Origin of the sequence: Siccibacter colletis, from assembly GCF_000696575.1 — a bacterium.
Classification (GTDB): domain Bacteria; phylum Pseudomonadota; class Gammaproteobacteria; order Enterobacterales; family Enterobacteriaceae; genus Siccibacter; species Siccibacter colletis.
This window is the reverse complement of sequence record NZ_JMSQ01000005.1, coordinates 237,493-262,749: the sequence shown is the minus strand read 5'-3', so window position 1 is coordinate 262,749 and position 25,257 is coordinate 237,493. Positions and strand designations below refer to the sequence as shown.

19 protein-coding genes and 1 pseudogene are annotated in these 25,257 nt (G+C 58.4%); 10 read left to right on the top strand and 10 right to left on the bottom strand.

The window, feature by feature from the left end; genetic code table 11:
• Positions 1-37: 37 nt before the first annotated feature.
• Complete coding sequence (locus ET34_RS0105570) at positions 38-586, top strand: YcbK family protein (protein WP_031520180.1); 549 nt, start codon at positions 38-40, stop codon at positions 584-586.
• Positions 587-622: 36 nt separating this feature from the next.
• Positions 623-1,270 carry an MBL fold metallo-hydrolase gene (locus ET34_RS0105565; RefSeq protein WP_031520178.1) on the top strand — a complete coding sequence of 216 codons (648 nt, stop codon included), beginning with the start codon at positions 623-625 and terminating at the stop codon, positions 1,268-1,270.
• A 50-nt stretch (positions 1,271-1,320) separates the two neighbouring features.
• Here the strand turns inward: ET34_RS0105565 and ET34_RS0105560 are convergent, their stop codons facing one another.
• From ET34_RS0105560 to pncB, 4 genes and pseudogenes are all read right to left on the bottom strand, one after another.
• On the bottom strand, positions 1,321-2,511 hold the full coding sequence (locus ET34_RS0105560; RefSeq protein ID WP_031520177.1) for an amino acid aminotransferase: 1,191 nt from the start codon (positions 2,509-2,511) through the stop codon (positions 1,321-1,323).
• A gap of 173 nt (positions 2,512-2,684) precedes the next feature.
• Positions 2,685-3,819, bottom strand: a pseudogene (gene ompF / locus ET34_RS20865) (porin OmpF).
• 563 nt (positions 3,820-4,382) lie between these two features.
• On the bottom strand, positions 4,383-5,783 hold the full coding sequence (asnS, locus tag ET34_RS0105550) for an asparagine--tRNA ligase (protein ID WP_031520175.1): 1,401 nt from the start codon (positions 5,781-5,783) through the stop codon (positions 4,383-4,385).
• 160 nt (positions 5,784-5,943) lie between these two features.
• Entirely contained in the window at positions 5,944-7,146 is a 1,203-nt protein-coding gene (pncB, locus tag ET34_RS0105545; RefSeq protein ID WP_031520173.1) for a nicotinate phosphoribosyltransferase, read from the bottom strand.
• 325 nt (positions 7,147-7,471) lie between these two features.
• On the opposite strand from pncB, the gene pepN reads away from it, so the two are divergent.
• Entirely contained in the window at positions 7,472-10,084 is a 2,613-nt protein-coding gene (gene pepN / locus ET34_RS0105540; protein ID WP_031520171.1) for an aminopeptidase N, read from the top strand.
• A gap of 48 nt (positions 10,085-10,132) precedes the next feature.
• Here pepN and ssuB read toward each other — a convergent pair whose 3' ends face one another.
• Genes ssuB through ssuE form a run of 5 tightly spaced genes read right to left on the bottom strand, consistent with a single transcriptional unit; the run spans position 10,133 to position 14,382 of the window.
• A complete protein-coding gene (ssuB, locus tag ET34_RS0105535; RefSeq protein ID WP_031520169.1) occupies positions 10,133-10,900 on the bottom strand; it encodes an aliphatic sulfonates ABC transporter ATP-binding protein in 768 nt (255 codons plus the stop codon).
• Positions 10,897-11,688, bottom strand: coding sequence for an aliphatic sulfonate ABC transporter permease SsuC (gene ssuC / locus ET34_RS0105530; RefSeq protein ID WP_031520167.1), 792 nt, complete (start codon positions 11,686-11,688; stop codon positions 10,897-10,899). Before ssuC ends, ssuB begins: the two co-directional genes overlap by 4 nt.
• 9 nt (positions 11,689-11,697) lie before the next feature.
• Entirely contained in the window at positions 11,698-12,843 is a 1,146-nt protein-coding gene (ssuD, locus tag ET34_RS0105525) for an FMNH2-dependent alkanesulfonate monooxygenase (RefSeq protein ID WP_031520165.1), read from the bottom strand.
• Entirely contained in the window at positions 12,840-13,817 is a 978-nt protein-coding gene (locus tag ET34_RS0105520) for a sulfonate ABC transporter substrate-binding protein (RefSeq protein WP_031520163.1), read from the bottom strand. The genes ssuD and ET34_RS0105520 overlap by 4 nt, the downstream gene beginning before the upstream one ends.
• The gene (gene ssuE, locus ET34_RS0105515; RefSeq protein ID WP_031520161.1) at positions 13,810-14,382 is read right to left on the bottom strand and encodes an NADPH-dependent FMN reductase; all 573 of its coding nucleotides are present in this window, start codon (positions 14,380-14,382) and stop codon (positions 13,810-13,812) included. Before ssuE ends, ET34_RS0105520 begins: the two co-directional genes overlap by 8 nt.
• Before the next feature lie 248 nt (positions 14,383-14,630).
• Here ssuE and pyrD point away from each other — a divergent pair, with 248 nt between their 5' ends.
• Positions 14,631-15,641 (top strand): quinone-dependent dihydroorotate dehydrogenase, encoded by a 1,011-nt coding sequence (gene pyrD, locus ET34_RS0105510; RefSeq protein ID WP_031520160.1) that lies wholly within the window; start codon positions 14,631-14,633, stop codon positions 15,639-15,641.
• A gap of 325 nt (positions 15,642-15,966) precedes the next feature.
• On the top strand, positions 15,967-16,509 hold the full coding sequence (locus ET34_RS0105505) for a cell division protein ZapC (RefSeq protein WP_031520158.1): 543 nt from the start codon (positions 15,967-15,969) through the stop codon (positions 16,507-16,509).
• A gap of 4 nt (positions 16,510-16,513) precedes the next feature.
• Here the strand turns inward: ET34_RS0105505 and ET34_RS0105500 are convergent, their stop codons facing one another.
• Positions 16,514-17,623 (bottom strand): YcbX family protein, encoded by a 1,110-nt coding sequence (locus ET34_RS0105500; protein ID WP_031520156.1) that lies wholly within the window; start codon positions 17,621-17,623, stop codon positions 16,514-16,516.
• A 102-nt stretch (positions 17,624-17,725) separates the two neighbouring features.
• Between ET34_RS0105500 and rlmKL the strand changes: the two genes are divergently transcribed.
• From rlmKL to pqiC, 5 genes are read left to right on the top strand one after another with little or no spacing between them, the layout of a single operon-like run.
• On the top strand, positions 17,726-19,843 hold the full coding sequence (rlmKL, locus tag ET34_RS0105495; protein WP_031520154.1) for a bifunctional 23S rRNA (guanine(2069)-N(7))-methyltransferase RlmK/23S rRNA (guanine(2445)-N(2))-methyltransferase RlmL: 2,118 nt from the start codon (positions 17,726-17,728) through the stop codon (positions 19,841-19,843).
• A 2-nt stretch (positions 19,844-19,845) separates the two neighbouring features.
• Positions 19,846-21,759, top strand: a complete 1,914-nt coding sequence (locus tag ET34_RS0105490) for an ABC transporter ATP-binding protein (protein ID WP_031520153.1) — start codon at positions 19,846-19,848, stop codon at positions 21,757-21,759.
• A 15-nt stretch (positions 21,760-21,774) separates the two neighbouring features.
• Positions 21,775-23,043, top strand: coding sequence for a membrane integrity-associated transporter subunit PqiA (pqiA, locus tag ET34_RS0105485; protein ID WP_031520151.1), 1,269 nt, complete (start codon positions 21,775-21,777; stop codon positions 23,041-23,043).
• Positions 23,033-24,673, top strand: a complete 1,641-nt coding sequence (gene pqiB / locus ET34_RS0105480) for an intermembrane transport protein PqiB (protein WP_031520149.1) — start codon at positions 23,033-23,035, stop codon at positions 24,671-24,673. The genes pqiA and pqiB overlap by 11 nt, the downstream gene beginning before the upstream one ends.
• A complete protein-coding gene (pqiC, locus tag ET34_RS0105475; protein WP_031520148.1) occupies positions 24,670-25,236 on the top strand; it encodes a membrane integrity-associated transporter subunit PqiC in 567 nt (188 codons plus the stop codon). Before pqiB ends, pqiC begins: the two co-directional genes overlap by 4 nt.
• The last annotated feature ends 21 nt before the right edge of the window (positions 25,237-25,257 follow it).

Here is a 25,257-nt window from a genome sequence, read left to right as displayed (position 1 = left end):
TGCATCTTGTTTTCACTTACCAGTAGACCTGAATATTATGGACCAATTTAACGCTACTCGCCGCAAACTGCTGGCGTGGGGCGGCGCTGCTCTGGGAGCTTCTCTGCTGCCGGGAACCGCATTCGCCACCCTCTCCACGCCGCGTCCGCGTATATTAACGCTCAGCAATCTGAATACGGGCGAATCCATTAAAGCCCAGTTTTTCGATGGCAAAGGCTATATTCAGGAAGAATTAGCAAAGCTTAATCATTTTTTCAGGGACTATCGTTCTAATAAAATTAAAGCGATTGATACCTCATTATTCGATCAGCTCTATCGTCTGCAAAGCCTGCTGGATACCCACAAGCCAGTGCAGTTGATTTCCGGCTATCGCTCCGTTGATACCAATAAAGAGCTGCGTTCGCACAGCCGCGGTGTAGCGAAAAATAGCTATCACACCAAAGGCCAGGCGATGGATTTCCATATCGAAGGCATCTCTTTAAGCAATATTCGCAAAGCGGCGTTATCAATGCGCGCGGGTGGTGTAGGATATTACCCTCGTAGCAACTTTGTGCATATTGATACCGGGCCCGTGCGGCACTGGTAAGTACGGTATCCTGCTCAGGCAGGCTAAAGGAGCGGCATGAATTACCATATTATTCCCGTGACGGCGTTCGCCCAGAACTGCTCGCTTATCTGGTGTGAAGAGACACAGCAGGCGGCGCTGGTCGATCCCGGCGGTGATGCGGCACGTATCAAACAGGAAGTGGCCGGCAAGCCAGTCACCGTCACGCAGATCCTGCTGACTCACGGTCACCTCGACCACGTCGGTGCGGCGGCGGAACTGGCGCAGCACTATAACGTTCCGGTGATCGGCCCGCAGAAAGAAGACGAATTCTGGCTGCAGGGGCTGCCCGACCAGAGCCGCATGTTCGGCCTGGAAGAGTGCCAGCCGCTGACGCCGGATCGCTGGCTGGAAGAGGGCGACAGCGTCGCGCTGGGTAACATCACCCTTGAGGTGCTGCACTGCCCGGGCCATACGCCAGGCCATATCGTGTTCTTTGACCGGGCGTCGCGTCTGCTGGTGTCCGGCGACGTGGTATTTAAGGGTGGCGTCGGGCGCAGCGATTTCCCGCGCGGCGACCACGGACAGCTGATCGATGCCATCAAGCGTAAGCTGTTACCGCTCGGCGATGACGTCACCTTTATTCCCGGCCACGGGCCGATGTCCACCCTGGGCTATGAGCGGCTGCATAATCCGTTCCTGCAGGATGAACAACCCGTCTGGTGATCCCCATAAAAAAGGGCCGCATAATGCGGCCCTTATTGTTTCTGTCGCGATTACAGCACGGCAACGATAGCTTCGCACAGCGGCGCCATGTTGTCCGGCGTCATCCCCGCCACGTTCACACGCCCTGATGCTACCGCATACACGCCAAACTCCTCACGCAGACGCAGCACCTGCTCTTTGGTCAGGCCGCTGAAGGAGAACATGCCGTTCTGCTTCGTGATAAAGCTGAAATCGCGGTTAGCGCCTTTCTCTGCCAGGGTGTTGACGAACAACTGACGCATACGCTGAATACGCTGGCGCATATCGTTCAGCTCCTGTTCCCAGATGGTACGCAGGGCGTCATTGCTGAGAATGGTCGCGACTACCGCGGCGCCGTGTGCCGGCGGGTTAGAGTAGTTAGCGCGAATGCAGGACTTCATCTGGCTGAAAGCGCGATCGGCTGCGTCAGCATCGGCAGCTACCAGCGTGCAGGCACCCACGCGCTCATTGTACAGGCCAAAGTTCTTTGAGAAGGAGCTGGCAACAATCAGTTCCTGATGCAGCGCGGCGAAAGCACGCAGGCCTTCCGCATCCTCTTCCAGTCCGCGAGCAAAGCCCTGGTAGGCGAAATCGAACAGCGGCAGCCAGCCTTTCTCCACAGACAGCTTCGCCAGCTGTTCCCACTGCTCAAGCGTTGGATCGATGCCGGTCGGGTTGTGGCAGCAGCCGTGGAACAGCACCACGTCGCCCGCCTGGGCTTCGTTCAGGCTGCTCACCAGACCGTCAAAATCCAGCGCATGGTTAGCCGCGTCGTAGTAAGCGTACTCGCGCACTTCCAGACCGGCAGAGTTGAACACGCCTTTGTGGTTCGGCCAGCTTGGGTTCGATACCCAGACGCGCTTCACCTCGGTGTTTTTAGCGAGAAAATCTGCTGCCACGCGCAGGGCACCGGTACCGCCAGGGGTTTGCGCCGTGCGGGCGCGTTTCGCATCAATCAGCGCGCTGCCTTTACCGAACAGCAGCTCCTGGGTGCAGCGGCCAAATTCGGGAATACCGTCGATACCGAGGTAGTTTTTGGTGGTTTCATTTTCCAGCAAATATTGTTCTGCTTTTTTTACGCTGGTGAGCACCGGTGTTTTACCGGTTTCATCTTTATAAACCCCAATACCCAGGTTGATTTTGGTCGGGCGATCGTCGGCACGAAACAGATCGGCCAGACCTAAGATAGGATCGGCCGGAGCGGCAGTTATGTTCTCAAACATGACGAGGTTCCATTGTGATTGCAGAAGGGAATTCCGCTATCAGGTTAACGGGTGTCACCGTAAATGCCAACCGTTTGCCATGAAAAGAGCGGGATTCATCATCATTCAAATTTCAGGCGTAAAAAAACAGGGCCGAAGCCCTGTTTTTATCATCAACTATCGAAGGATAGTGATTAGAACTGGTAAACGATACCCACTGCAACGGTGTCGTCAGACGCTACGCCCAGGGCGTTGTCGCTGTCGATCTGGTTGATGATGTAATCAACATAGGTAGACATGTTTTTGTTGAAGTAGTAGGTAGCGCCAACTTCGAAGTATTCTACGAGGTCAACACTGCCGATACCGTCGATGTCTTTACCTTCAGACTTGTTATAGGAGATAGACGGGCGCAGACCGAAATCGAACTGGTACTGAGCAACGATGAAGTAGTCTTTAGTTTTGTTCGCGTAACCGTTGATGCTGTCAGAAAGCGAAATTGGGGTAGCGTTACGGGTTTCGCTGTAGGTCGCTGCCAGGTACAGGTTGTTGGCATCATACTTGATAGACGTGCCCCACTGCTCAGCTTTCGCGCCGCTACCCATTGCCAGAGCTTCCTGAGCATTGGTGCGGTCAGCCGCGCCATAAGCACCAACGATACCGAAGCCGTTCATCTCGTAAGCGAGAGAGGTTGCCCAGCCGTCGCCGTTAGAACGCTGAACATCGCTCAGGTTAGTAACGTCGCCAGTCTCTTCATCAATCGCGAGGCTGCTTGCACGCTCATTTTTGCCCAGGTACTGCACGCCGAAGCTCAGGCCGTCAACCAGACCGAAGAAGTTCGAGTTGCGGTAGGTAGCGAGGCCACCCTGACGGCCAGCGAAGAACTGGTCAGAGCCAGCAGTGTCGCCGCCGAATTCTGGCAGCATATCGGTGTAACCCAGCGCGTCATAAACCAGACCGTAGTTACGACCATAGTCGAAGGAGCCGAAATCACCGAATTTCAGACCAGCAAATGCCAGACGGGTTTTGTTACCAGCCTGTGCATCGCTACCGCCTTCAGAACGGTTGCCCTGGAAGTTATATTCCCACTGGCCGTAACCGGTCAGCTGGTCGTTGATCTGCGTTTCGCCTTTGAAGCCAAGACGAGCATAGGTTTTATCGCCATCGCTTGCATAACCATCATCATCAGAGAAGTAGTGCAGGCCAACCGCTTTACCGTAGATATCAATTTTATTGCCGTCTTTATTATAAACTTCAGCGGCGTTTACGGTGCCAGCAGCCAGAAGCCAGCAGTGCAGGGATAACCACTGCCAGAATATTGCGCTTCATCATTATTTATTACCCTCATTGGTTTTTATGAACACCTGCCACTGCCGTCAATGAATTCCGTCAATAAATGTTTACGGAACTATTGATGAAAGTTTGGTGTCTTTCTGTGTCTGAAAGGCATCTTTCCATTCAAAACCATGTTTCGCTACCATGAAAGTGCTACAAATGTCTAAAACAGGTAACCAAAAGAAATAATCTGTAACATTGTATGAATTTTGGGGAACTTTGTGAACCACCTCAAATTTCACCTTGTAACCGGTCATTATTCGCGCGAAGCATCTATATATATATGAATTACTTATAATTAATTCAGATAACCCCTTTTCTTATGCTCCGGCCGGGCACCGCGCAGTTTTTCTTATAGTGTAAATTTGTTGCAGAACCCCGCCAGGGTAAATTAGCCAAATTGTGCTAAGTCAAACCCGGCGAGAAATTTGCAATGGGGAGCTGGCGTAAAAATTTCAGAAGGATGTTTCAGGGATTAACGGAAGAGGGCAGGCGTCAGGATTTTTTGACAAGGCGTCTTAAGTGCAAAAAAAGGCCAGCACGCGGCTGGCCTTAAATCATCAGAAGCTCGCGTTGCGCGGCGTTCTCGGGAACGGGATGACGTCGCGGACGTTCTGCACGCCGGTGACGTAAGCGATAAGACGCTCGAAGCCAAGACCGAAGCCGGAGTGCGGCACCGTGCCGTAGCGACGCAGATCGCGATACCACCAGTAGTCCTCTTTATTGAGGCCCATCTCGGCCATACGCGCATCCAGCACGTCAAGACGCTCTTCACGCTGCGAGCCGCCGATGATTTCACCGATACCCGGTGCCAGCACGTCCATCGCCGCCACGGTTTTGCCATCGTCGTTAAGCCGCATATAGAACGCTTTAATGTCTTTCGGGTAGTTTTTCACCACCACCGGCGCTTTGAAGTGTTTTTCAGCCAGATAGCGCTCGTGCTCGGAGGAGAGATCGACACCCCAGTACACCGGGTTTTCGAATTTCTCACCGCACTTCTCAAGGATGGCGACCGCATCGGTGTAATCCACCTGGGCGAAGTCAGCGGAAATGAAGCGCTCCAGACGTTCGATGGCTTCTTTATCCACGCGCTGGGCGAAGAACTGCATGTCGTCCATACGCTCATCCAGTACCGCTTTGAACACGTACTTCAGCATCGCTTCGGCGAGGCCGGCGACGTCATTGAGACTGGCGAACGCCACTTCCGGCTCCAGCATCCAGAACTCCGCCAGGTGGCGGCTGGTGTTGGAGTTTTCTGCGCGGAAGGTCGGGCCGAAGGTGTACACCTTCGACAGCGCACAGGCGTAGGTTTCGCCGTTGAGCTGGCCGGAAACGGTGAGGAACGCTTCTTTTCCGAAGAAGTCCTGATCGTAATCCACTTTGCCCTGGTCGTTACGCGGCAGGTTTTCCATGTCCAGCGTGGAGACGCGGAACATCTCACCAGCACCTTCGGTATCAGACGCGGTGATCAGCGGAGTGGATACCCAGAAGTAGCCCTGCTCGTGGAAGAAACGGTGCAGCGCCTGGGCCAGAGTGTGACGTACGCGGGCCACCGCGCCGATCATGTTGGTACGCGGACGCAGGTGCGCAACTTCACGCAGGTATTCGATGCTGTGGCGCTTCGCCGCCATCGGGTAGGTGTCCGGATCTTCAACCCAGCCGCTCACTTCTACGTGGCTTGCCTGCAGCTCGAAGCTCTGGCCTTCGCCCGGCGACTCCACCACTTTCCCGGTGACGATCACCGAGCAGCCGGTGGTCAGACGCAGAATTTCATCATTGTAATTGGGCAGAGAATTATTGATGACAGCCTGTACAGGATCAAAGCAGGAACCGTCATAGACGGCGAGGAAGGAGATGCCAGCTTTTGAATCTCGGCGAGTACGTACCCATCCGCGCACGGTGACTTCACTGTCAACGGCTACGCGGCCCTGGAGTACGTCGGCTACAGGCACAACGCTCATAATGTTCTCTCTGTGTAATGGTGAAATGTAAATTCATTATCCCACCCGGAGGGGGGTTATCTATGTTACCTGGCGTGCGCCATCAGACAAGCAGAATTCATACCAGACGGGAAGAAAATTTTAGGGGGGAATGGGCGGGAGCAGCGTGCTCCCACCGGGATCAGCTGGCTTTTTTAACCTGGGGTAAATCGAAGGCCTCGCGCAGGGCGCGCACAAAGGCTTTATCATGGCAGATGGTCTTGCCGGGGCTGTCGGAGAGCTTCGCCACCGGTTTGCCGTTGCACTCCACCAGTTTGATCACGATATTGAGCGGCTTCACGCCGGGAATATCGCAGGTAAGGCGCGTGCCGATACCAAACCCGAGGTTCACGCGGTCGGCAAAGTGGCGATAGAGATCGACTGCCTTCGGCAGATCGAGGTTATCGGAAAACACCAGGGTTTTGCTCAGCGGATCGATACCGAGCGACGCATAGTGCGCAATGGCTTTTTCGCCCCACTGCACCGGGTCGCCGGAGTCGTGGCGCAGCCCCTGATAGCGGGTAGCAAATTCCGGCCCGAAGTCGCGCAGGAAGGCATCCATTGTGATGCAGTCGGTGAGGGCGATGCCGAGCATGTCCGGGTACTCATCCAGCCACGCCTGCAGGGCCGCACGCTGGCTTGACGCCAGGCTGGGGCTGATCTGCTGATGGGCCTGGAACCACTCGTGGGCCTGGGTGCCCATTGGCGTCAGGTTGAGGCGACGGGCAAGATCGTAGTTGCTGGTGCCCACAAACCAGGGCTCCTGCTGCAGGCGCTCAACAATGGCCTGCTGCACGTCGCGGGAGAAGCGGCGGCGGGTGCCAAAATCCATCAGGCGAAACGCACTGAGATCGACGTCAGAAGTAAAGTGGGCGAAGTTATCCAGCTTGGCGTCAAGGTGCGCCAGCGCCATCTCCACCGTGGCCTCCGGCGAGCGGTAGTGGTGCACCAGTTCGCTTATCACCGCCAGCAGCGGCACTTCCCACATAATCACTTCCCGCCACGGGCCGGCAAGGCGGATATCAAGCTTGCCGTTGACGTTGCGCACGGTGACCTGCGAGGCGTCGTAGCGGAAATCGCGCAGCCAGTCGAGATAATCCTGTCTGAAGAAGGGCAGGGAGGCGAGCCACTGGTACTCGCTGTCGCTGAGGGCGAGCTGCTGCATCGCCTCAATCTGCTCGCGGATGGCATCAGCATAAATGCCTAACAGGTCATCACCACGGCAGCGGAACTCCGCCGCAACGTGCACATCGGCATAGTGGTGAAAAACCGCCTGCTGCATGTGCAATTTATAGGCGTCGGTATCCAGCAGCGAGTGTAAAACAGGGGAAGCGTATTGTGTCATGGTGCGTTACTGGCATCCTCTAACAGGAGCGTTTCCATCAGTGGCGAAAGCAGATAAAGACGCAGGAGTATACCCTGATTATCGGTTTATTGAAGCAGGATCACAACATAACCCTGTAACCGGGTCGAGGGCTATTTGTGCCTCATTACGGTGAAAACCAGGGCTGCCGCACCGTCAGGCTTAAAAGATAATTATTCTGCATGGCAACATTGTTGCAACAGGAATAGACTGGAATGCTAAGCCCTTCATCTGCCACGGCGTCACCGCCACGCGCGTGGTAAGAACAATCGGGTTCAATCTTACGGATGATGTAAAAAGGTTTTCTATGACACAACAGCCACAAGCCAAATACCGCCACGACTATCGTGCGCCGGATTACCAGATCAGCGATATTGACTTGACCTTTGAACTCGATGCCGCCAGTACGCGGGTTACCGCCGTCAGCCAGATTACCCGCCAGGGCGCAGCTGATGCGCCGCTGCGTCTTGATGGGGAAGATCTTACCCTCGTCTCACTGGAGGTGAATGACGCCCCCTGGCAGGATTACCGCCTTGATGAAGGCGCGCTGGTGCTGGAAAACCTGCCCGAGCGCTTCACGTTACGCATCGTTAACGACATCAGCCCGGCAACCAACACCGCGCTGGAAGGGCTGTACCAGTCCGGGGATGCGCTCTGCACCCAGTGCGAAGCAGAAGGCTTCCGCCACATCACCTGGTATCTCGACCGCCCGGACGTGCTGGCCCGCTTCACCACGAAACTGATTGCGGATAAAACCCGCTACCCGTACCTGCTGGCAAACGGTAACCGCATCGCCCAGGGCGAGCTGGACAACGGCCAACACTGGGTGCAGTGGGAAGACCCGTTCCCGAAACCCTGCTACCTGTTTGCGCTGGTCGCGGGCGATTTCGACGTGCTGCGCGACAACTTCGTCACCCGCTCCGGGCGCGACGTGGCACTGGAGCTGTATGTCGATCGCGGCAATCTCGATCGCGCCTCCTGGGCGATGACCTCGCTGAAAAATTCCATGAAGTGGGACGAAGACCGTTTCGGCCTCGAATACGATCTCGACATCTATATGATCGTCGCCGTCGACTTCTTTAATATGGGCGCGATGGAGAACAAAGGGCTGAACGTCTTTAACTCCAAATTCGTGCTGGCTCGCGCCCAGACCGCCACCGATAAAGACTACCTCGATATCGAACGCGTCATCGGCCACGAATATTTCCATAACTGGACCGGCAACCGCGTCACCTGCCGCGACTGGTTCCAGCTCAGCCTGAAAGAGGGGCTGACGGTGTTCCGCGATCAGGAGTTCAGCTCCGACCTCGGCTCCCGCGCCGTGAACCGCATCAACAACGTGCGCACCATGCGCGGTATGCAGTTCGCCGAAGATGCCAGCCCGATGGCGCACCCGATCCGCCCGGATATGGTTATCGAAATGAATAACTTCTATACCCTGACGGTGTATGAGAAAGGGTCGGAAGTGATTCGTATGCTGCACACTCTGCTTGGGGAAGCGAATTTCCAGAAGGGGATCCAGCTCTATTTCGAACGTCACGACGGCAGCGCAGCCACCTGTGACGACTTCGTGCAGGCGATGGAAGATGCCTCCAACGTCGATCTCTCGCATTTCCGCCGCTGGTACAGCCAGTCCGGTACGCCTGTCGTCAGCGTGCGCGACGACTACAACCCGGAAACCGAACAGTACACCCTGACCATCAGCCAGCACACGCCGCCCACCGCCGACCAGGCTGAGAAGCTGCCGCTGCACATCCCGTTCGATATCGAACTGTATGACAACGAAGGCAAGGTGATCCCGCTGCAAAAGGGCGGTCATCCGGTGCACAACGTGCTGAACCTGACCCAGGCGGAGCAGACTTTCGTCTTCGACAACGTCTACTTCCAGCCGGTGCCGTCGCTGCTGCGCGAGTTTTCCGCCCCGGTGAAGCTGGAGTATAAATGGAGCGACCAGCAGCTGACCTTCCTGATGCGTCATGCCCGCAACGACTTCTCCCGCTGGGATGCAGCGCAGAGCCTGCTGACCACCTACATCAAGCTCAACGTTGCCCGTCATCAGCAGGGGCTGCCGCTCTCTCTGCCGCTGCACGTGGCCGATGCGTTCCGCGCGATCCTGCTGGATGATCAGCTCAGCCCGGCGCTGAAAGCCGAGATCCTGACCCTGCCGTCAGCTAATGAAATGGCGGAGCTGTTCCAGATCATCGATCCGGTGGCTATTGCCGCCGTGCGTGAAGCCCTGACCCGTACACTGGCGAAAGAGCTGGCGGATGAGTGCCTGGCGGTTTACAACGCCACTAAGCTGGACGAGTACCGCGTCGATCACGCCGACATCGGGCAACGCGCGCTGCGCAACACCTGCCTGCGTTATCTGGCCTTCGGCGACGCGCAGCTGGCTGACAAACTGGTCACCACCCAGTATCAGGACGCGGACAACATGACCGATGCGATGGCCGCGCTCTCTGCCGCCGTAGCGGCGCAGCTGCCGTGCCGTGAAGCGCTGCTCGCCGAGTACGACGAGCAGTGGCATCAGGATGGTCTGGTGATGGATAAGTGGTTTGTACTGCAGGCCACCAGCCCGGCGACGGACGTGCTGAACACCGTGCGTGGGCTGCTCAACCACCGCTCGTTCACCTTTGGCAACCCGAACCGCGTACGCGCGCTGATCGGCGCTTTCGCCAGCAGCAACCCGGCGGCGTTCCATGCGGAAGACGGCAGCGGCTACCAGTTTATGGTGGAGATGCTGAGCGAGCTTAACAGCCGCAACCCGCAGGTGGCCTCGCGTCTGATTGAGCCGCTGATCCGCCTCAAGCGCTACGACGAAAAACGTCAGGCGCTGATGCGTAACGCGCTGGAGCAGCTGAAAGCGCTGCCAAACCTGTCCGGGGATCTGTACGAGAAAATCAGTAAAGCGCTGGCGTAATCCGGCACCGGTGGTTCATAGGCGGGTGCATTGCGCACCCGCTTTTTTTTATCCCGCTTTGACTTCCCGCACCGGTTGCGGCGCCTTGCGCATCACCCGATCCAGCACTTCCGCCTCCAGCTCCGCCAGGCGCACCGAGCCATGACGACGCGGGCGCGCGATGTCCACCGTCAGATCCAGGCCGATCCGTCCATCCTCTATCAGCAGCACCCGATCCGCCAGCGCGACCGCCTCGCTCACATCGTGCGTGACCAGCAGCACGGTAAAGCCGTGCTCCAGCCACAGGGATTCGATCAGCGCCTGCATCTCCAGGCGCGTCAGCGCATCCAGTGCGCCAAGCGGTTCGTCCAGCAGCAGCAGACGCGGGCGATGGATCAGCGCGCGAGCCAGCGCCACGCGCTGCTTCTGCCCGCCGGATAGCGCAGCAGGCCACTCGGCGGCGCGGTTTTCCAGCCCCACTGCCGCCAGCGCGTTGAGCGCGTCCTGGCGCCAGTTGCCTTTCAGTCCGAGGCCCACGTTGTCGATCACTTTCTTCCACGGCAGCAGGCGCGCATCCTGAAACATCAGGCGGGTATCGTCCTGGGTCTGGCGCAGGGGCGTATTGCCCGCCAGCAGCTCGCCGTGATTGGGATTTTCCAGCCCCGCCAGCAGGCGCAGCAGGGTGCTTTTCCCGCAGCCGCTGCGGCCCACCACCGCCACGAACTGTCCGGCGGGAATGTGCAGGTTAAGGTAATCAAGCACGGTTTTACTGCCGTAGCGTCTGGAGACCCCGCTGACCAGCAGCGGCGTGCCAGGGGTGAGTCGTGCTGTATTCATGCGGCTTCCTCCTTCTTCTGCCACGCCGGGTGCCAGCGCAGCCAGATACGCTCCAGCAGCTGGGCGCTGACGTCCGCCAGCTTGCCGAGCAGGGCGTAAAGTATGATGGCGACCACCACCACATCGGTTTGCAGAAATTCACGGGCGTTCATCGCCAGATAGCCAATGCCTGAGTTGGCAGAGATGGTTTCGGCGACGATCAGCGTCAGCCACATCAGCCCCAGCGCGAAGCGCACCCCGACCATGATCGACGGCAGCGCGCCGGGCAGGATGACGTGCACAAACAGGCTGAAACCCGACAGGCCATAGCTGCGCGCCATCTCCAGCAGGCCGCGATCGATATTGCGGATGCCGTGCCAGGTGTTGATATAGACCGGGAACAGCGTACCCAGCGCCACGAGAAAGATCTTCGCGCTCTCATCGATGCCGAACCAGAGGATCACCAGCGGGATCAGCGCCAGATGCGGCACGTTACGCAGCATCTGAATCGAGGTATCAAGCAGGCGCTCACCCCAGCGCGACAGGCCGCTGATAAGCCCCAGCAGCAGGCCGAGCGAGCCGCCAATCGAGAAGCCGATCAGCGCCCGCCAGGAACTGATGGTCAGGTGCTGCCACAGCTCGCCGCTGGCCGACAGGCTCCAGAACGCTTTCACCACGCCCTCCGGAGAGGGCAGGATGCGCGTCGACAGCCAGCCGGTCTGAGAAGCGACCTGCCAGACGACAATAATCGTCAGCGGAAGCAGCCAGGGCGCAAGGCGCTGCAGCAGCCGGCGTGCGGTAAGTGACATAGCGCCTCCTTAACTCTGCGCCACGTTGCGCGGAATAAACTCGTTTGCCACCGCTTCGCCCTGCGCCTTCAACGGCTGTGACTGCGGCACGTCCGGGATAGCGACATCCAGATGCGGGAACAGCAGTTCGCCGACGCGCCAAGCCTCTTCCAGATGCGGATAACCGGAAAGGATAAAGCTGTCGATGCCGAGATCGGCATACTCATTGATGCGTGCCGCCACGGTGGGGCCGTCGCCCACCAGCGCCGTGCCCGCACCGCCGCGCACCAGGCCGACCCCGGCCCACAGGTTCGGCGCAATCTCCAGCCCTTCACGGCTGCCGTTATGCAGGGCCGCCATACGCTGCTGACCGACCGAGTCCTGGCGGGCGAACGCCGCCTGCGCTTTGGCGATGGTGTCGTCATCAAGATGCGAGATAAGCCGATCCGCGGCCTGCCACGCCTCTTCGGTGGTTTCACGCACGATAACGTGCAGGCGAATACCGAAGCGGACCTTGCGCCCGTGGGCGGCGGCTTTGGCCCGCACCTGGGCGATTTTTTCTTTCACCAGCGCCGGCGGCTCGCCCCAGGTGAGGTACAGATCGACCTGCTCAGCGGCCAGATCCTGCGCCACGTCCGACGATCCGCCAAAGTAGAGCGGCGGCCGCGGCTGCTGCACCGGCGGGAACAGCAGCTTCGCGCCGCGCACCTGAATATGCTTGCCGTCAAAGTCCACCGTCTCGCCTTCCAGCAGGCGACGCCAGACGCGGGTAAATTCCGCCGACGCCTCGTAGCGCTCGGTATGGTCGAGGAACACGCCGTCGGCAGCCAGCTCCTGCGGATCGCTGCCGGTGACCAGGTTGAACAGCGCGCGGCCATTCGAGAGGCGATCCAGCGTCGCCGCCTGGCGCGCCGCCACGGTGGGGGAAATCACGCTGGGTCGAAGGGCTACAAGGAACTTCAGTCGCTGTGTCACCGGGATCAGAGAAGCGGCCACCAGCCAGGCATCCTCGCAGGAGCGCCCGGTCGGGATCAGCACGCCGGTAAAACCAAAGCGATCCGCGGTCTGCGCAATCTGCTGCAGGTAACTGTGATCCACCGGGCGTGCGCCCTCATCGCTGCCCAGATAGTGGCCGTCGCCGTGGGTCGGTAAAAACCAGAACAGATTCAGACTCATGATTTCGCTCCTTTCGTGAGGGTGGGGTGCCAGATGCGGTCGCGGATGTCGAGCTGCTTCGGCACCAGGCGGTTCTCGTAGAACAGATCGGCGGTTTGCTGCTGACGCGCGGTGGTTTCTTCATTTACCGGGGTAATCGATGTCGGCGGTCGATGATCGAGATAGGTGGCGATCACCTTTTCCGGCAGCCCCATGCTGGTCGCCAGCAACGTGATGCTCTGCTGACGCTGTGAAAGGGTCAGGGCATCGGCATCGCTGAAGGTTTTCAGTACCCCGAGCAGTAAATCGCCGTTGGCCTCAGCGTAAGGGCGCGCGGCTAAATAGAAGGAGCCGGTCTGCTTAAGTCCTTCACCGTCCTTCAGCACCCGCACGCCGCCGTGCAGCAGAGCTGCGGAGTAGTACGGGTCCCAGATGGCCCAGGCATCGACGTTGCCCTGCTGGAAGGCGGCGCGGGCATCGGCCGGCGACAGATAAATCGGCTGAATATCCTTAAAGGTCAGCCCGGCCTGCTGAAGGGCGCGCAGCACCAGGTTGTGGGAGCTGGAGCCTTTCTGGAACGCAACCTTTTTGCCTTTCAGATCGGCGACATTTTTCAGCGCGCTGTTCTCCGGCACCAGAATCACTTCGGCTTTCGGTTTCGCCGGTTCGGAGCCGATATACACCAGGTCCGCGCCTGCCGCCTGGGCAAAGATCGGCGGAATATCCCCGGTGCTGCCGACATCAATGCTGCCGACGTTCAGCGCTTCCAGCATCTGCGGCCCGGCCGGGAACTCGACCCAGGTGATGCGGGTGTTGGGGTAGCGCTGTTCGAGGAATTTATGGCTTTTCGCCAGCACCATGCTGACGCTGCCTTTCTGGTAGCCGATGCGCAGCGCCTCGGGGGCCGCCGATTCAGCGGCCTGGCTTAGGGTACTAACGCCCAAAAGGGCACCAAGCGCCAGCCCGACAGCCCGGCGTGAAAGGGAACTAAACATGGACGGCTCCTTGCGTTGTCAGGGACGGAATAACAGCTTGCGGGCGGTGCAGCGCCTGCCAGAAGGTTTCCAGCGCGTTATCGAGGCGCAGCTGGAGAGACGGCGTAAACGCCGGCTTGTGCTGGTAATCGGCGATCTGGCTGTCATCGGCGTAGACCCCATGCAGGATCTCCTGCGCTTTCAGCGCATTGAGGACCGGTTTCAGGGCGTAATCCACCGCCAGCAGATGGGCGACCGTGCCGCCGGTAGCCAGCGGCAGCACCACTTTATTTTGCAGGGCGCGTTCAGGGAGCAGATCGAGCAGGGTTTTTAGCGCTCCGGAAAAGGACGCTTTATAGATGGGCGTCGCGACGATAAGTCCGTCGGCGTCCTCGAGCTGCTCAATAAGCGCGAGCAGGGCCGGACTGTCGAAGCGGGCATGAAGCAGATCCTCCGGCGCGAAATTTTGCAGATGCCAGTGGCACACCTCAATATCGCGGGCGCTGAGCTTATCCCGGGCATATTCCAGCAGGGCGCTGGAGCGGGAGGGGAAGCGCGGGCTCCCCGCCAGTGTAATAACGCGCATGGCGGCTCCTTATAACCAAAAGTTCGCATATGAAACACATTGATAACAATTTGAGTTATCCTGGCAGAGGCGCGGGGTTCCACTAAATGATTTATCTGGCGTTTTTATGCCGGATTTTGAATAAGTGGTGGTCGGGGAGGAAAACGTTTGCTTTGTGGGGGCGTTTTTTGCCCTGAGTCAATTCCCTTCGGGCGTGAGATCGCTGATAATACCGCCCCGGTTTGCACACCGGGAATCCAGGAGAGTTCATGTACTACCCCTTCGTTCGTAAAGCCCTTTTCCAGCTCGACCCCGAGCGCGCGCATGAAATGACGTTTTCGCAGCTTCGTCGTGTTACCGGCACCCCGCTGGAGTTTCTGGTGCGCCAGAAGGTTCCCGCTAAGCCGGTGACCTGCATGGGGCTGAATTTTAAAAATCCGCTTGGCCTTGCAGCAGGCCTCGATAAAAACGGCGAGTGCATCGACGCGTTTGCTGCGATGGGGTTTGGATCGATTGAGATCGGTACCGTGACGCCGCGTCCGCAGCCGGGTAACGACAAGCCGCGCATTTTCCGGCTGGTGGCGGCTGAAGGGCTGATCAACCGCATGGGCTTCAATAACCTCGGCGTCGACAACCTGGTTGAGAACGTTAAAAAAGCCCATTTCGACGGGGTGCTGGGGATCAATATCGGCAAGAATAAAGATACGCCGGTGGAGCAGGGCAAGGATGACTATCTGCTCTGTATGGATAAGGTCTATGCCTATGCCGGTTATATTGCCATCAATATATCGTCGCCTAACACGCCGGGGTTACGCACCCTGCAATATGGTGACGCGCTGGACGATCTGCTGATGGCCATTAAAAATAAACAGCAGGCGCTGGCAGAAAAGCATCATAAATATGTGCCCGTCGCGGTGAAGATCGCCCCGGATCTAAGCGAAGAAGAATTGATCCAGGTGGCAGATAGCCTCGTCCGACATAATATTGAAGGCGTTATTGCCACCAATACCACCCTCGATCGCTCACTGGTGGAAGGGATGAATTATGCCAGTGAAACCGGTGGGCTGAGCGGGCGTCCGCTGCAGCTAAAAAGCACCGAGATTATTCGCCGGCTCGCTGGCGAATTAGCCGGCCGCTTACCCATTATTGGCGTAGGGGGAATTGACTCGGTGATGGCCGCGCGGGAGAAAATGGCCGCCGGCGCGAGTCTGGTGCAGATCTATTCCGGCTTCATTTATAAAGGGCCGCCGCTGGTAAAAGAGATCGTCACCTACCTCTGATATTTGCCCGCCTCCAGCAATGATATTCGGCCCGTGCGGGCCGTTTATATCCTTAACGTAAATTTTCTCCCGCCTGCTTTTTATCCGCTTTCCGTTACATTTATTTACCGGTTTGTAAATTTACCGCTTCGTTATTGGTGCAAAAATAACGATTTGCTGCCTGAATTATCACTCAGGCTGCTGAGTGCTTTATTTTTATATCTGGTTGTTTTATATTCCGCTGATGTTGCAAATTTGAACATATTGCGCTTTTCTTATTTTGGCAGTAAACGAAACGGCGACAGGGACGATAATTAGTCGGCGATTGGGTGGCGGAGAGAATGTAATGCGAATAAAACCGGACGATAATTGGCGCTGGTATTTTGATGAAGAGCACGATCGTATGATGCTCGATCTGGCCAATGGTATGGTGTTTCGCTCGCGCTTCGCCCGAAAAATGCTCACGCCGGATGCCTTCAATCCATCAGGTTTTTGCGTGGACGACGCGGCGCTTTACTATGCGTTCGATGAGCGCTGCCGCGAGATGGCACTAAGCCACGCCCAGCGCGCGGAACTGGTGCTGAATGCGCTGGTGGCGATTCGCTTCCTGAAACCGCAGATGCCGAAAAGCTGGCACTTTACCTCTCATGACGGCTACTGGCAGCCCGCCTGCGCTGACGGTGCCGCGGTATGGTTGAGCGATAATCTCGAACAGGTGAATTTGCTGGTGGTGGAAGCGGGCGATAACGCCACGCTCTGTCTGGTTGCCCAGCCGGAACTGACGCTGGCCGGGCGCAACATGCAGCTTGGCGACGCGATTAAAATCATGAACGACCGCCTGCGCCCGTTAGCTGACGTCGAGCGCGTGGCGCTCGACCAGGCCGTCTGACGTACTAGGCGTCTAAACGAATATTTCCCGCCGGAATACAGCTGCAGGTCAGAATGGTGCCGTCATCTCTGATGGCGCTCTGCTTGAGCGGCGTCACTTCCCCTTCAACTAATCGCACGCGACAGCTACCGCAGATGCCCGCGCGGCAGGAGTAGGGGATGCGAATGCCCTGTTGCTCCAGCTGCTCCAGCAGCACCTGCTGATTATTACCGCGGAAGGTCTGGCTCTGCCAGGCGATTTCAAGCGCGCTTTCCGGCTGCGCTTCCACCTCCATGGCTTCACTTTCCGGGCCGGCCCCGTAGAGACGCGCCGGTTTACGCGCCAGCACCTCCACGCTATCGCCGCTGCGGATAACGCCGCTTGCCCGGGCGATCAGGTTAAGCCCGAAATCGACGTCGCCGTTATCCTGAGCGGTACGAAAACGCTGCAGCGTGGCCAGCGGCTCGCCGGACGGGTGCTTGCGGCCCTTCTCGGGACTGACGGTGGTGAAGATACAGCGGCTGCACGGTTTCACCACGTCAAAAGTCACCTCGCCGATACGCACCGTCTGCCAGGTATCTTCGTCCCAGGCGCTGGCCCCGGACACCACCAGATTCGGGCGGAACTGATCCATGCGTACGCCCGCGGGGCAGCGGTTTTGTAAATCACGCAGCGAGGCCTCGCTGGTCAGCAGATAGGGATAGCCGTCGGCGAAGGAGAGCGGCACCGCCGCATGGTTCTTGACCCGGCGCGTCAGTTCCGGCCCGACCCAGCGCAGCTGGACGTCGCGACCAAAGAAGCCGCTCAGCCAGCGGTTAATGGCCTCAGGGGCAATCAGCGCGGTGAAATGGTTGCCCCACACCTCGGTGGGCGCGCCGCTGGCATCAAAGTCGGCAAAGCGCACGATGGCGCTGCTGCCATCCGGGGCTGTGAGGTGCAGACCATCGTGCAGCGGTGCCGGGGTGAACAGCACCATCTGCGGATGCTGACGGGCGGTAATAAAGGTGCCATCGGTTTCCGTCACCATAAAAATTCGATCGAACGCGAAGCCGCTCTCCGTCGCCAGGGCGTGAGATTGCTGAATTCCGCGCATGGATTTAACAGGATGGACATAAAGACGAGTCAGAGTGAGCACTGCGGCCTCCGTGCAGAATGAAATAAGCGGGGCAACTTTATGACATGCGTTGCGGATTAGCTATAATGCGCAACAATTTTCTTTATCTAAGTAAGTGACGATATGATTTCTCTGTTTGCCAGTACTGCCCGTGGCCTGGAAGAGCTGCTAAAAACTGAACTTGAAACCCTGGGCGCCAGCCAGTGCCAGGTAGTTCAGGGGGGTGTGCATTTTGAAGGTGATGCGCACCTGCTCTACCAGAGCCTGATGTGGAGCCGGCTTGCGTCACGAATCTTAATGCCGCTGAGCGAATGCAAGGTCTACAGCGATCTTGACCTCTACCTCGGCGTGCAGGCCATTAACTGGACCGAACTCTTTGCCCCGGATGCCACCTTCGCGGTGCACTTCAGCGGCCTGAACGACACCATCCGCAACAGCCAGTACGGCGCGCTGAAGGTCAAGGACGCCATCGTTGACGCCTTTACCCGTAAAAACCTGCCGCGTCCGAACGTCGATCGCGAGATGCCGGATCTGCGCATTAACGTCTGGCTGAACAAAGATACCGCCAGCATCGCCATCGATCTCAGCGGTGAAGGTCTGCATCAGCGTGGCTACCGCGATCGTACCGGCCAGGCACCGATCAAAGAGAACCTCGCCGCCGCCATCGTAATGCGCTCTGGCTGGGAAGCGGGTACGCCGCTGCTCGATCCGATGTGTGGCTCCGGTACGCTGCTGATTGAAGCGGCAATGCTCGCCACCGATCGCGCGCCGGGCCTGCACCGCACCCACTGGGGCTTTAACGGCTGGGCACAGCACGATGAAACCCTGTGGAAGAGCGTGAAAACGGAAGCCCAGCTGCGCGCTCGCCGCGGTCTGAGCGGCTATCAGGGCCGCTTCTACGGTTCAGATAATGATGCCCGCGTCATCGAGCGCGCGCGCACTAACGCCCGACGCGCCGGCCTGGGTGACGTGATTACCTTCGCGGTGAGCGATGTGGCAAACCTGCGCAACCCGCAGCCGGAAGGCCCGCATGGCACCGTCATCAGCAACCCGCCTTACGGCGAGCGTCTGGAGAGCGAACCGGCGCTGATCGCGCTGCACAGCATTCTTGGCCGCATTATGAAAAGCCAGTTTGGCGGCTGGAACCTGTCGCTGTTCAGCGCCTCACCGGAACTGCTGAGCTGTCTGCAGCTGCGCGCCGACCGCCAGTTCAAAGCGAAAAACGGCCCGCTCGACTGCGTACAGAAAAACTATCAGCTGGCGGAAAACACCAGCGGCGCGGTGCCGGGCCAGCTGGCGGAAGACTACGCCAAACGCCTGCGCAAAAATATTAAGAAGCTCGACAAGTGGGCGCGTCAGGAGGGCATTGAGTGCTACCGCCTGTACGACGCCGATCTGCCGGAATATAACGTGGCGGTGGATCGCTACGCCGACTGGGTGGTTGTTCAGGAGTATGCTCCGCCGAAAACCGTCGATCCGGCAAAAGCGCGTCAGCGCCTGTTCGATATCATTGCCGCCACCCTGTCAGTGCTGAACCTGCCGACCAATAAGCTGGTACTGAAAACCCGCGAGCGCCAGAAAGGCAGCAGCCAGTATCAGAAGATGGGCGAGAAGGGCGAGTTTATGGAAGTGCGTGAATATGACGCGCGCCTGTGGGTCAACCTCACTGATTATCTCGATACCGGCCTGTTCCTTGACCATCGCATCGCGCGCCGCATGCTCGGCGAGATGAGCAAAGGGAAAGATTTCCTCAACCTCTTCTCCTACACCGGCAGCGCCAGCGTGCACGCCGGGCTGGGCGGGGCCAACAGCACCACGACCGTGGATATGTCGCGCACCTACCTGGAGTGGGCCGAGCGCAACCTGCGTCTTAACGGCCTGAGCGGCCGCGCGCACCGCCTGATCCAGGCCGACTGCCTCGGCTGGCTGCGTGAGTCCACCGAGCAGTTCGATCTGATCTTTATCGATCCGCCGACCTTCTCTAACTCCAAGCGTATGGAAGACTCGTTCGACGTGCAGCGCGATCACCTGACGCTGATGCGCGATCTGAAACGTCTGCTGAAACGCGGCGGCACCATTATGTTCTCCAACAACAAGCGCGGCTTCAAACTCGATCATGAAGGTATGGCGGCGCTGGGCCTTAGCGCTCAGGAGATCACCCAGAAAACCCTGTCACCCGATTTTGCCCGCAATCGCCAGATCCATAACTGCTGGCTCGTTACCCATGCCGGGAAGGAATAAGAATGTCTTTAATTAGTATGCACGGCGCCTGGCTCTCATTCAGCGACTCGCCGCTTCTGGATAACGCTGAACTGCACATCGAAAACAGCGAACGCGTCTGTCTGGTAGGGCGCAACGGCGCCGGTAAATCGACGCTGATGAAAATCATCAACCGCGAACAGGGTCTGGACGATGGCCGCATCGTGTACGAGCAGGATCTGGTGGTGGCGCGTCTGCAGCAGGACCCACCGCGTAACGTGGCGGGCAGCGTCTATGATTTCGTTGCCGAAGGCATCGAAGAGCAGGCGGTCTATCTCAAGCGTTACCACGAACTCTCCCACACGGTAATGACCGACCCGAGCGAGCGCAATCTCAACGAGCTGGCGAAAGTGCAGGAGCAGCTGGATCACCACAACCTGTGGCAGCTGGAAAGCCGTATCAACGAAGTGCTGCTTCAGCTCGGTCTCGATGCCGATACCGCGCTGGCCTCGCTCTCCGGCGGCTGGCTGCGTAAAGCGGCGCTGGGCCGCGCGCTGGTGAGCAACCCGAAGGTGCTGCTGCTCGACGAACCCACCAACCACCTCGATATCGAAACCATCGACTGGCTGGAGGGTTTCCTGAAAACCTTCCCGGGCACCATTATCTTTATCTCGCACGACCGTTCGTTTATCCGCAACATGGCGACCCGCATCGTCGATCTCGACCGCGGTAAGCTGGTTTCTTATCCGGGCGACTACGATAAATACCTGCTGGCTAAAGAAGAAGCGCTGCGCGTTGAAGAGCTGCAGAATGCCGAGTTCGACCGCAAGCTGGCGCAGGAAGAGGTGTGGATCCGCCAGGGCATCAAGGCACGTCGCACCCGTAATGAAGGGCGCGTGCGCGCGCTGAAGGCGATGCGTCGCGAGCGCGGCGAGCGCCGTGAAGTGATGGGCAGTGCGAAGATGCAGGTGGAAGAAGCCTCCCGCTCCGGAAAAATCGTGTTTGAGATGGAGAACGTCGATTACGCGATGGCCGGCAAACAGCTGGTGAAAGATCTCTCTGCTCAGGTGCAGCGCAGCGATAAAATTGCGCTGGTTGGCCCGAACGGCTGCGGTAAAACCACGCTGCTGAAACTGATGCTCGGTCAGCTTAAGGCTGACAGCGGACGCGTGCACGTCGGAACTAAACTGGAAGTGGCCTACTTTGACCAGCACCGCGCCGAGCTGGACCCGGATCGCACCGTGATGGACAACCTCGCGGAAGGCAAGCAGGAGGTGATGGTCAACGGTAAACCGCGTCACGTACTCGGCTATCTGCAGGACTTCCTGTTCCACCCGAAACGCGCTATGACGCCGGTGCGTGCGCTGTCGGGCGGTGAGCGTAACCGCCTGCTGCTGGCGCGTCTGTTCCTCAAGCCCAGCAACCTGCTGATCCTCGATGAACCGACCAACGACCTTGACGTCGAAACCCTGGAACTGCTCGAAGAGCTGATCGACGGTTATCAGGGCACGGTCCTGCTGGTGAGCCACGATCGTGAGTTCGTTGATAATACCGTGACGGAGTGCTGGATTTTCGAAGGCGAAGGGCATATCGGCCAGTACGTGGGCGGCTATCACGACGCGCGCGGTCAGCAGGCGGCTTCTCAGGCGCATCGCCAGAGCCAGCCTGTCGCAAAAAAATCGGAAGATGACGCGGTCAGCAAACCACAAACTGTAAAACGCAGCAGCAACAAACTAAGCTATAACATGCAGCGCGAACTGGACCAGCTGCCGCAGCGTCTTGAAACGCTGGAGGCCGAGCTGGACACGTTGCAGTCGCAGGTCAGCGACCCGTCATTTTTCAGCCAGTCGCATGATGTCACTCAGGCCATGCTGGACAAACTCGCAGCCACCGAAGCGGAACTGGAAGCCGCGTTCGCGCGCTGGGAAGAGCTTGAGTCACTCAAGAACGGTAGCTAATTAGGGAGAACGGGCATGTGTGAACACCACCACGCCGCAAAGCATATTTTGTGCCCACAATGCGACATGATGGTGACCCTGCCGTCGCTGCCGCACGGGCATAAAGCCAACTGCCCGCGCTGCGGCACCACGCTGACTACGCGCTGGGAAGCGCCGCGTCAGCGTCCTACCGCCTGGGCGCTGGTGGCGCTGTTCATGCTGCTGCTGTCGAACCTGTTTCCTTTTGTGAATATGAAAGTGGGCGGTATCGTCAGCGAAGTGACGCTGCTGGAGATCCCCGGCGTCATGTTCTCTGAGGATTACGCCAGCCTCGGTACCTTCTTCATGCTGTTTGTACAGGGGGTGCCGGTTTTCTGTCTTATCTCAATCCTGCTGCTGGTCAACCGCGCCTCGCTGCCGCGCAGCGTCAGCCACTTCCTTGCCCGTTCACTGTTTAGCCTGAAAAGCTGGGGCATGGCGGAGATTTTTCTCGCCGGCGTGCTGGTGAGCTTCGTTAAGCTGATGGCCTACGGCGATATCGGCGTAGGCAGCAGTTTTGTGCCCTGGTGTCTGTTCTGCTTTGCCCAGCTGCGGGCGATGCAGTGCGTGGATCGGCGCTGGCTGTGGGATGACATCGAACCGATGCCGGTGGTCGAGCGGCCGCTGCGCGTTGGCGTGCCGGGCATCCGCCAGGGGCTACGCTCCTGCGCCTGCTGTACGGCCATTCTGCCCGCGGAACAAAAAATCTGCCCGCGCTGCGGCGTGAAGGGCCGGGTGCGACGTAAGAACAGCATTCAGTGGACCATGGCGCTGTTGGTCACCTCCATCATGCTCTACTTCCCGGCCAATATGCTGCCGATCATGATCACCAGCCTGCTGGGGGACGACATGCCCTCGACCATTATTGCCGGGGTTGTGCTGCTGTGGAGCGACGGCTCGTATCCGGTGGCGCTGGTGATTTTTATCGCCAGCATTATGGTGCCAACGCTGAAAATGATCGCCATCGCCTGGCTATGCTGGGATGCCAGGGGCCACGGCAAGCGCGACAGCGAACGTATGCATCTGATTTATGAAGTGGTGGAGTTCGTTGGCCGCTGGTCAATGATTGATGTATTTGTAATTGCCGTGCTCTCTGCGCTGGTACGCATCGGCGGACTGATGAATATCTATCCGGCCATTGGCGCGGTGATGTTTGCACTGGTAGTAATTTTGACAATGTTTGCAGCGATGACATTTGATCCGCGTTTGTCATGGGATCGTGCAGCAGACCCAGGCCATGAGGAGCCTACAAAGCATGGAAAATAACAGCGGGGACGCGAAGGTGCAGAAGGTGAGAAACTGGTCACCGGTATGGATCTTCCCCATCGTCACGGCGCTTATTGGTGCCTGGATCCTCTTCTATCACTACAGTAATCAGGGGCCGGAAGTCACGCTCATTACCACCAACGCCGAAGGCATTGAAGGCGGGAAAACCACCATCAAGAGCCGGAGCGTTGATGTTGGCGTGGTAGAGAGCGCGGTGCTGAGCGACGATCTGCATCATGTTGAAATTAAAGCGCGGCTGCATGCGGGTATGGAAAAACTGCTGCACGGCGACTCGGTGTTCTGGGTGGTAAAACCGCAGATTGGCCGCGAAGGGGTGTCCGGGCTGAACACGCTGCTGTCGGGTGCCTATATCGAGCTGCAGCCGGGCAGCAAGGGCAGCCAGCCGGAACAGTATAAGCTGCTGGATTCGCCGCCGCTGGCACCGCCGGATGCGAAAGGTATCCGCGTGGTGCTCGACAGCGCCAAAGCAGGGCAGCTGAATCCCGGCGATCCGGTGCTGTTCCGCGGGTATCGCGTTGGTTCGGTAGAGACCAGCACCTTCGATCCCCAGAAACGCGCCATGAGCTATCAGCTGTTTATCAACGCGCCGAACGATCGGCTGGTGACCAGCAACGTGCGCTTCTGGAAAGACAGCGGCATTGCGGTGGATCTTACCGCCGCCGGGATGCGCGTAGAGATGGGGTCGCTGACCACGCTGTTCTCCGGCGGCGTCAGCTTCGACGTGCCGGACGGCATGGAGCTGGGTCAGCCGGTGGCAGAGAAGAGCGAATTCCGTCTTTACGACGATCAGAAGAGCATTCAGGAGTCGCTGTATACCGATCACATTGACTATCTGCTGTTCTTCAAAGATTCGATTCGCGGCCTGCAGCCGGGTGCGCCGGTTGAGTTCCGCGGCATCCGTCTGGGTACCGTAGGACAGGTGCCGTTCTTTGTGCCGGGCCTGCGCCAGGCGCTGCACGGCGACTACCGTATTCCGGTGCTGATCCGCATTGAGCCGGAGCGCCTCAAGCAGCAGCTGGGGGAGAATCCGGAAGTCGATAAGCATCTGCAGGATCTGCTTAAGCAGGGTCTGCGCGCGTCGCTGAAAACCGGGAACCTGGTGACCGGGGCGCTGTATGTCGATCTCGACTTCTATCCAAACGCCAAAAGTAAGGATGAGCGCATCACCTTCAACGGCTATAAGGTTATCCCGACCGAAAGTAGCGGGCTGGCGCAGATCCAGCAGCGCCTGATGGATACCCTGGATAAGATCAACAACCTGCCGCTGAATCCGATGATTGAACAGGCGACCAATTCGCTGTCTGAAAGCCAGCGCACCATGCGTCATCTGCAGCAGACGCTGGATAATCTGAACAAGATCACCGCCAGCCAGTCGGCGCAGCAGCTGCCGCAGGATATGCAGTCCACGCTCCGGGAGCTGAACCGCAGCATGCAGGGCTTCCAGCCAGGCTCGGCCGCCTATAACAAGATGGTGGCGGATATGCAGCGTCTCGATCAGGTGCTGCGCGAACTGCAGCCGGTGCTGCGTACGCTCAACGAGAAGAGCAACGCGCTGGTGTTTGAAGCGAAGGATAAAAAGGATCCGCAGCCGAAGAGGGCGAAACAATGAAGAAATGGCTTCCCGTAGTGGCCGCTATGCTGCTGAGCGCCTGTAGCAGCAGCGAAGAGGATAAGACGTACTACCAGCTGCCGTCGGCAACGCAGAGCTACGCGGCAAACCAGACTGCTCAGGACAACCGCCTGCTGTGGGTTGAGCAGGTCTCGGTGCCGGACTATCTCGCCGGTAACGGCGTGGTGTATCAGACCACCGACGTGCAGTACGTTATCGCCAACAGCAACCTGTGGGCCAGCCCGCTGGATCAGCAGCTGCGCAATACGCTGGTTGCTAATCTGAGTAGCGCCCTGCCGGGCTGGGTCGTCTCCTCCCAGCCGCTCGGCGCGACCCAGGATACGCTGAACGTTAACGTCACCGGCTTCCACGGGCGCTACGACGGGCATGTGATCGTCAGTGGGGAGTGGCTGCTTAATCATCGCGGCACGCTGACCAAACGCCCGTTCCACGTTGAGCTGACTCAGCAGGAAGATGGCTACGACGCCATGGTGAAACAGCTGGCTGCCGCCTGGCAACAGGAAGCGCAGTCGATTGCCCGCGAGCTGACGCGTCTGCCATAAAAAAATGCTATAGAAAAAAAG

What these genes read in the sequence shown, in the direction of transcription:
- ET34_RS0105570 (WP_031520180.1), top strand. Translation starts at nt 38, where the DNA reads ATGGACCAATTTAACGCTACTCGCCGCAAACTGCTGGCGTGGGGCGGC.
- ET34_RS0105565 (WP_031520178.1), top strand. Translation starts at nt 623, where the DNA reads ATGAATTACCATATTATTCCCGTGACGGCGTTCGCCCAGAACTGCTCG.
- ET34_RS0105560 (WP_031520177.1), bottom strand. Translation starts at nt 2,511, where the DNA reads ATGTTTGAGAACATAACTGCCGCTCCGGCCGATCCTATCTTAGGTCTG.
- asnS (WP_031520175.1), bottom strand. Translation starts at nt 5,783, where the DNA reads ATGAGCGTTGTGCCTGTAGCCGACGTACTCCAGGGCCGCGTAGCCGTT.
- pncB (WP_031520173.1), bottom strand. Translation starts at nt 7,146, where the DNA reads ATGACACAATACGCTTCCCCTGTTTTACACTCGCTGCTGGATACCGAC.
- pepN (WP_031520171.1), top strand. Translation starts at nt 7,472, where the DNA reads ATGACACAACAGCCACAAGCCAAATACCGCCACGACTATCGTGCGCCG.
- ssuB (WP_031520169.1), bottom strand. Translation starts at nt 10,900, where the DNA reads ATGAATACAGCACGACTCACCCCTGGCACGCCGCTGCTGGTCAGCGGG.
- ssuC (WP_031520167.1), bottom strand. Translation starts at nt 11,688, where the DNA reads ATGTCACTTACCGCACGCCGGCTGCTGCAGCGCCTTGCGCCCTGGCTG.
- ssuD (WP_031520165.1), bottom strand. Translation starts at nt 12,843, where the DNA reads ATGAGTCTGAATCTGTTCTGGTTTTTACCGACCCACGGCGACGGCCAC.
- ET34_RS0105520 (WP_031520163.1), bottom strand. Translation starts at nt 13,817, where the DNA reads ATGTTTAGTTCCCTTTCACGCCGGGCTGTCGGGCTGGCGCTTGGTGCC.
- ssuE (WP_031520161.1), bottom strand. Translation starts at nt 14,382, where the DNA reads ATGCGCGTTATTACACTGGCGGGGAGCCCGCGCTTCCCCTCCCGCTCC.
- pyrD (WP_031520160.1), top strand. Translation starts at nt 14,631, where the DNA reads ATGTACTACCCCTTCGTTCGTAAAGCCCTTTTCCAGCTCGACCCCGAG.
- ET34_RS0105505 (WP_031520158.1), top strand. Translation starts at nt 15,967, where the DNA reads ATGCGAATAAAACCGGACGATAATTGGCGCTGGTATTTTGATGAAGAG.
- rlmKL (WP_031520154.1), top strand. Translation starts at nt 17,726, where the DNA reads ATGATTTCTCTGTTTGCCAGTACTGCCCGTGGCCTGGAAGAGCTGCTA.
- ET34_RS0105490 (WP_031520153.1), top strand. Translation starts at nt 19,846, where the DNA reads ATGTCTTTAATTAGTATGCACGGCGCCTGGCTCTCATTCAGCGACTCG.
- pqiA (WP_031520151.1), top strand. Translation starts at nt 21,775, where the DNA reads ATGTGTGAACACCACCACGCCGCAAAGCATATTTTGTGCCCACAATGC.
- pqiB (WP_031520149.1), top strand. Translation starts at nt 23,033, where the DNA reads ATGGAAAATAACAGCGGGGACGCGAAGGTGCAGAAGGTGAGAAACTGG.
- pqiC (WP_031520148.1), top strand. Translation starts at nt 24,670, where the DNA reads ATGAAGAAATGGCTTCCCGTAGTGGCCGCTATGCTGCTGAGCGCCTGT.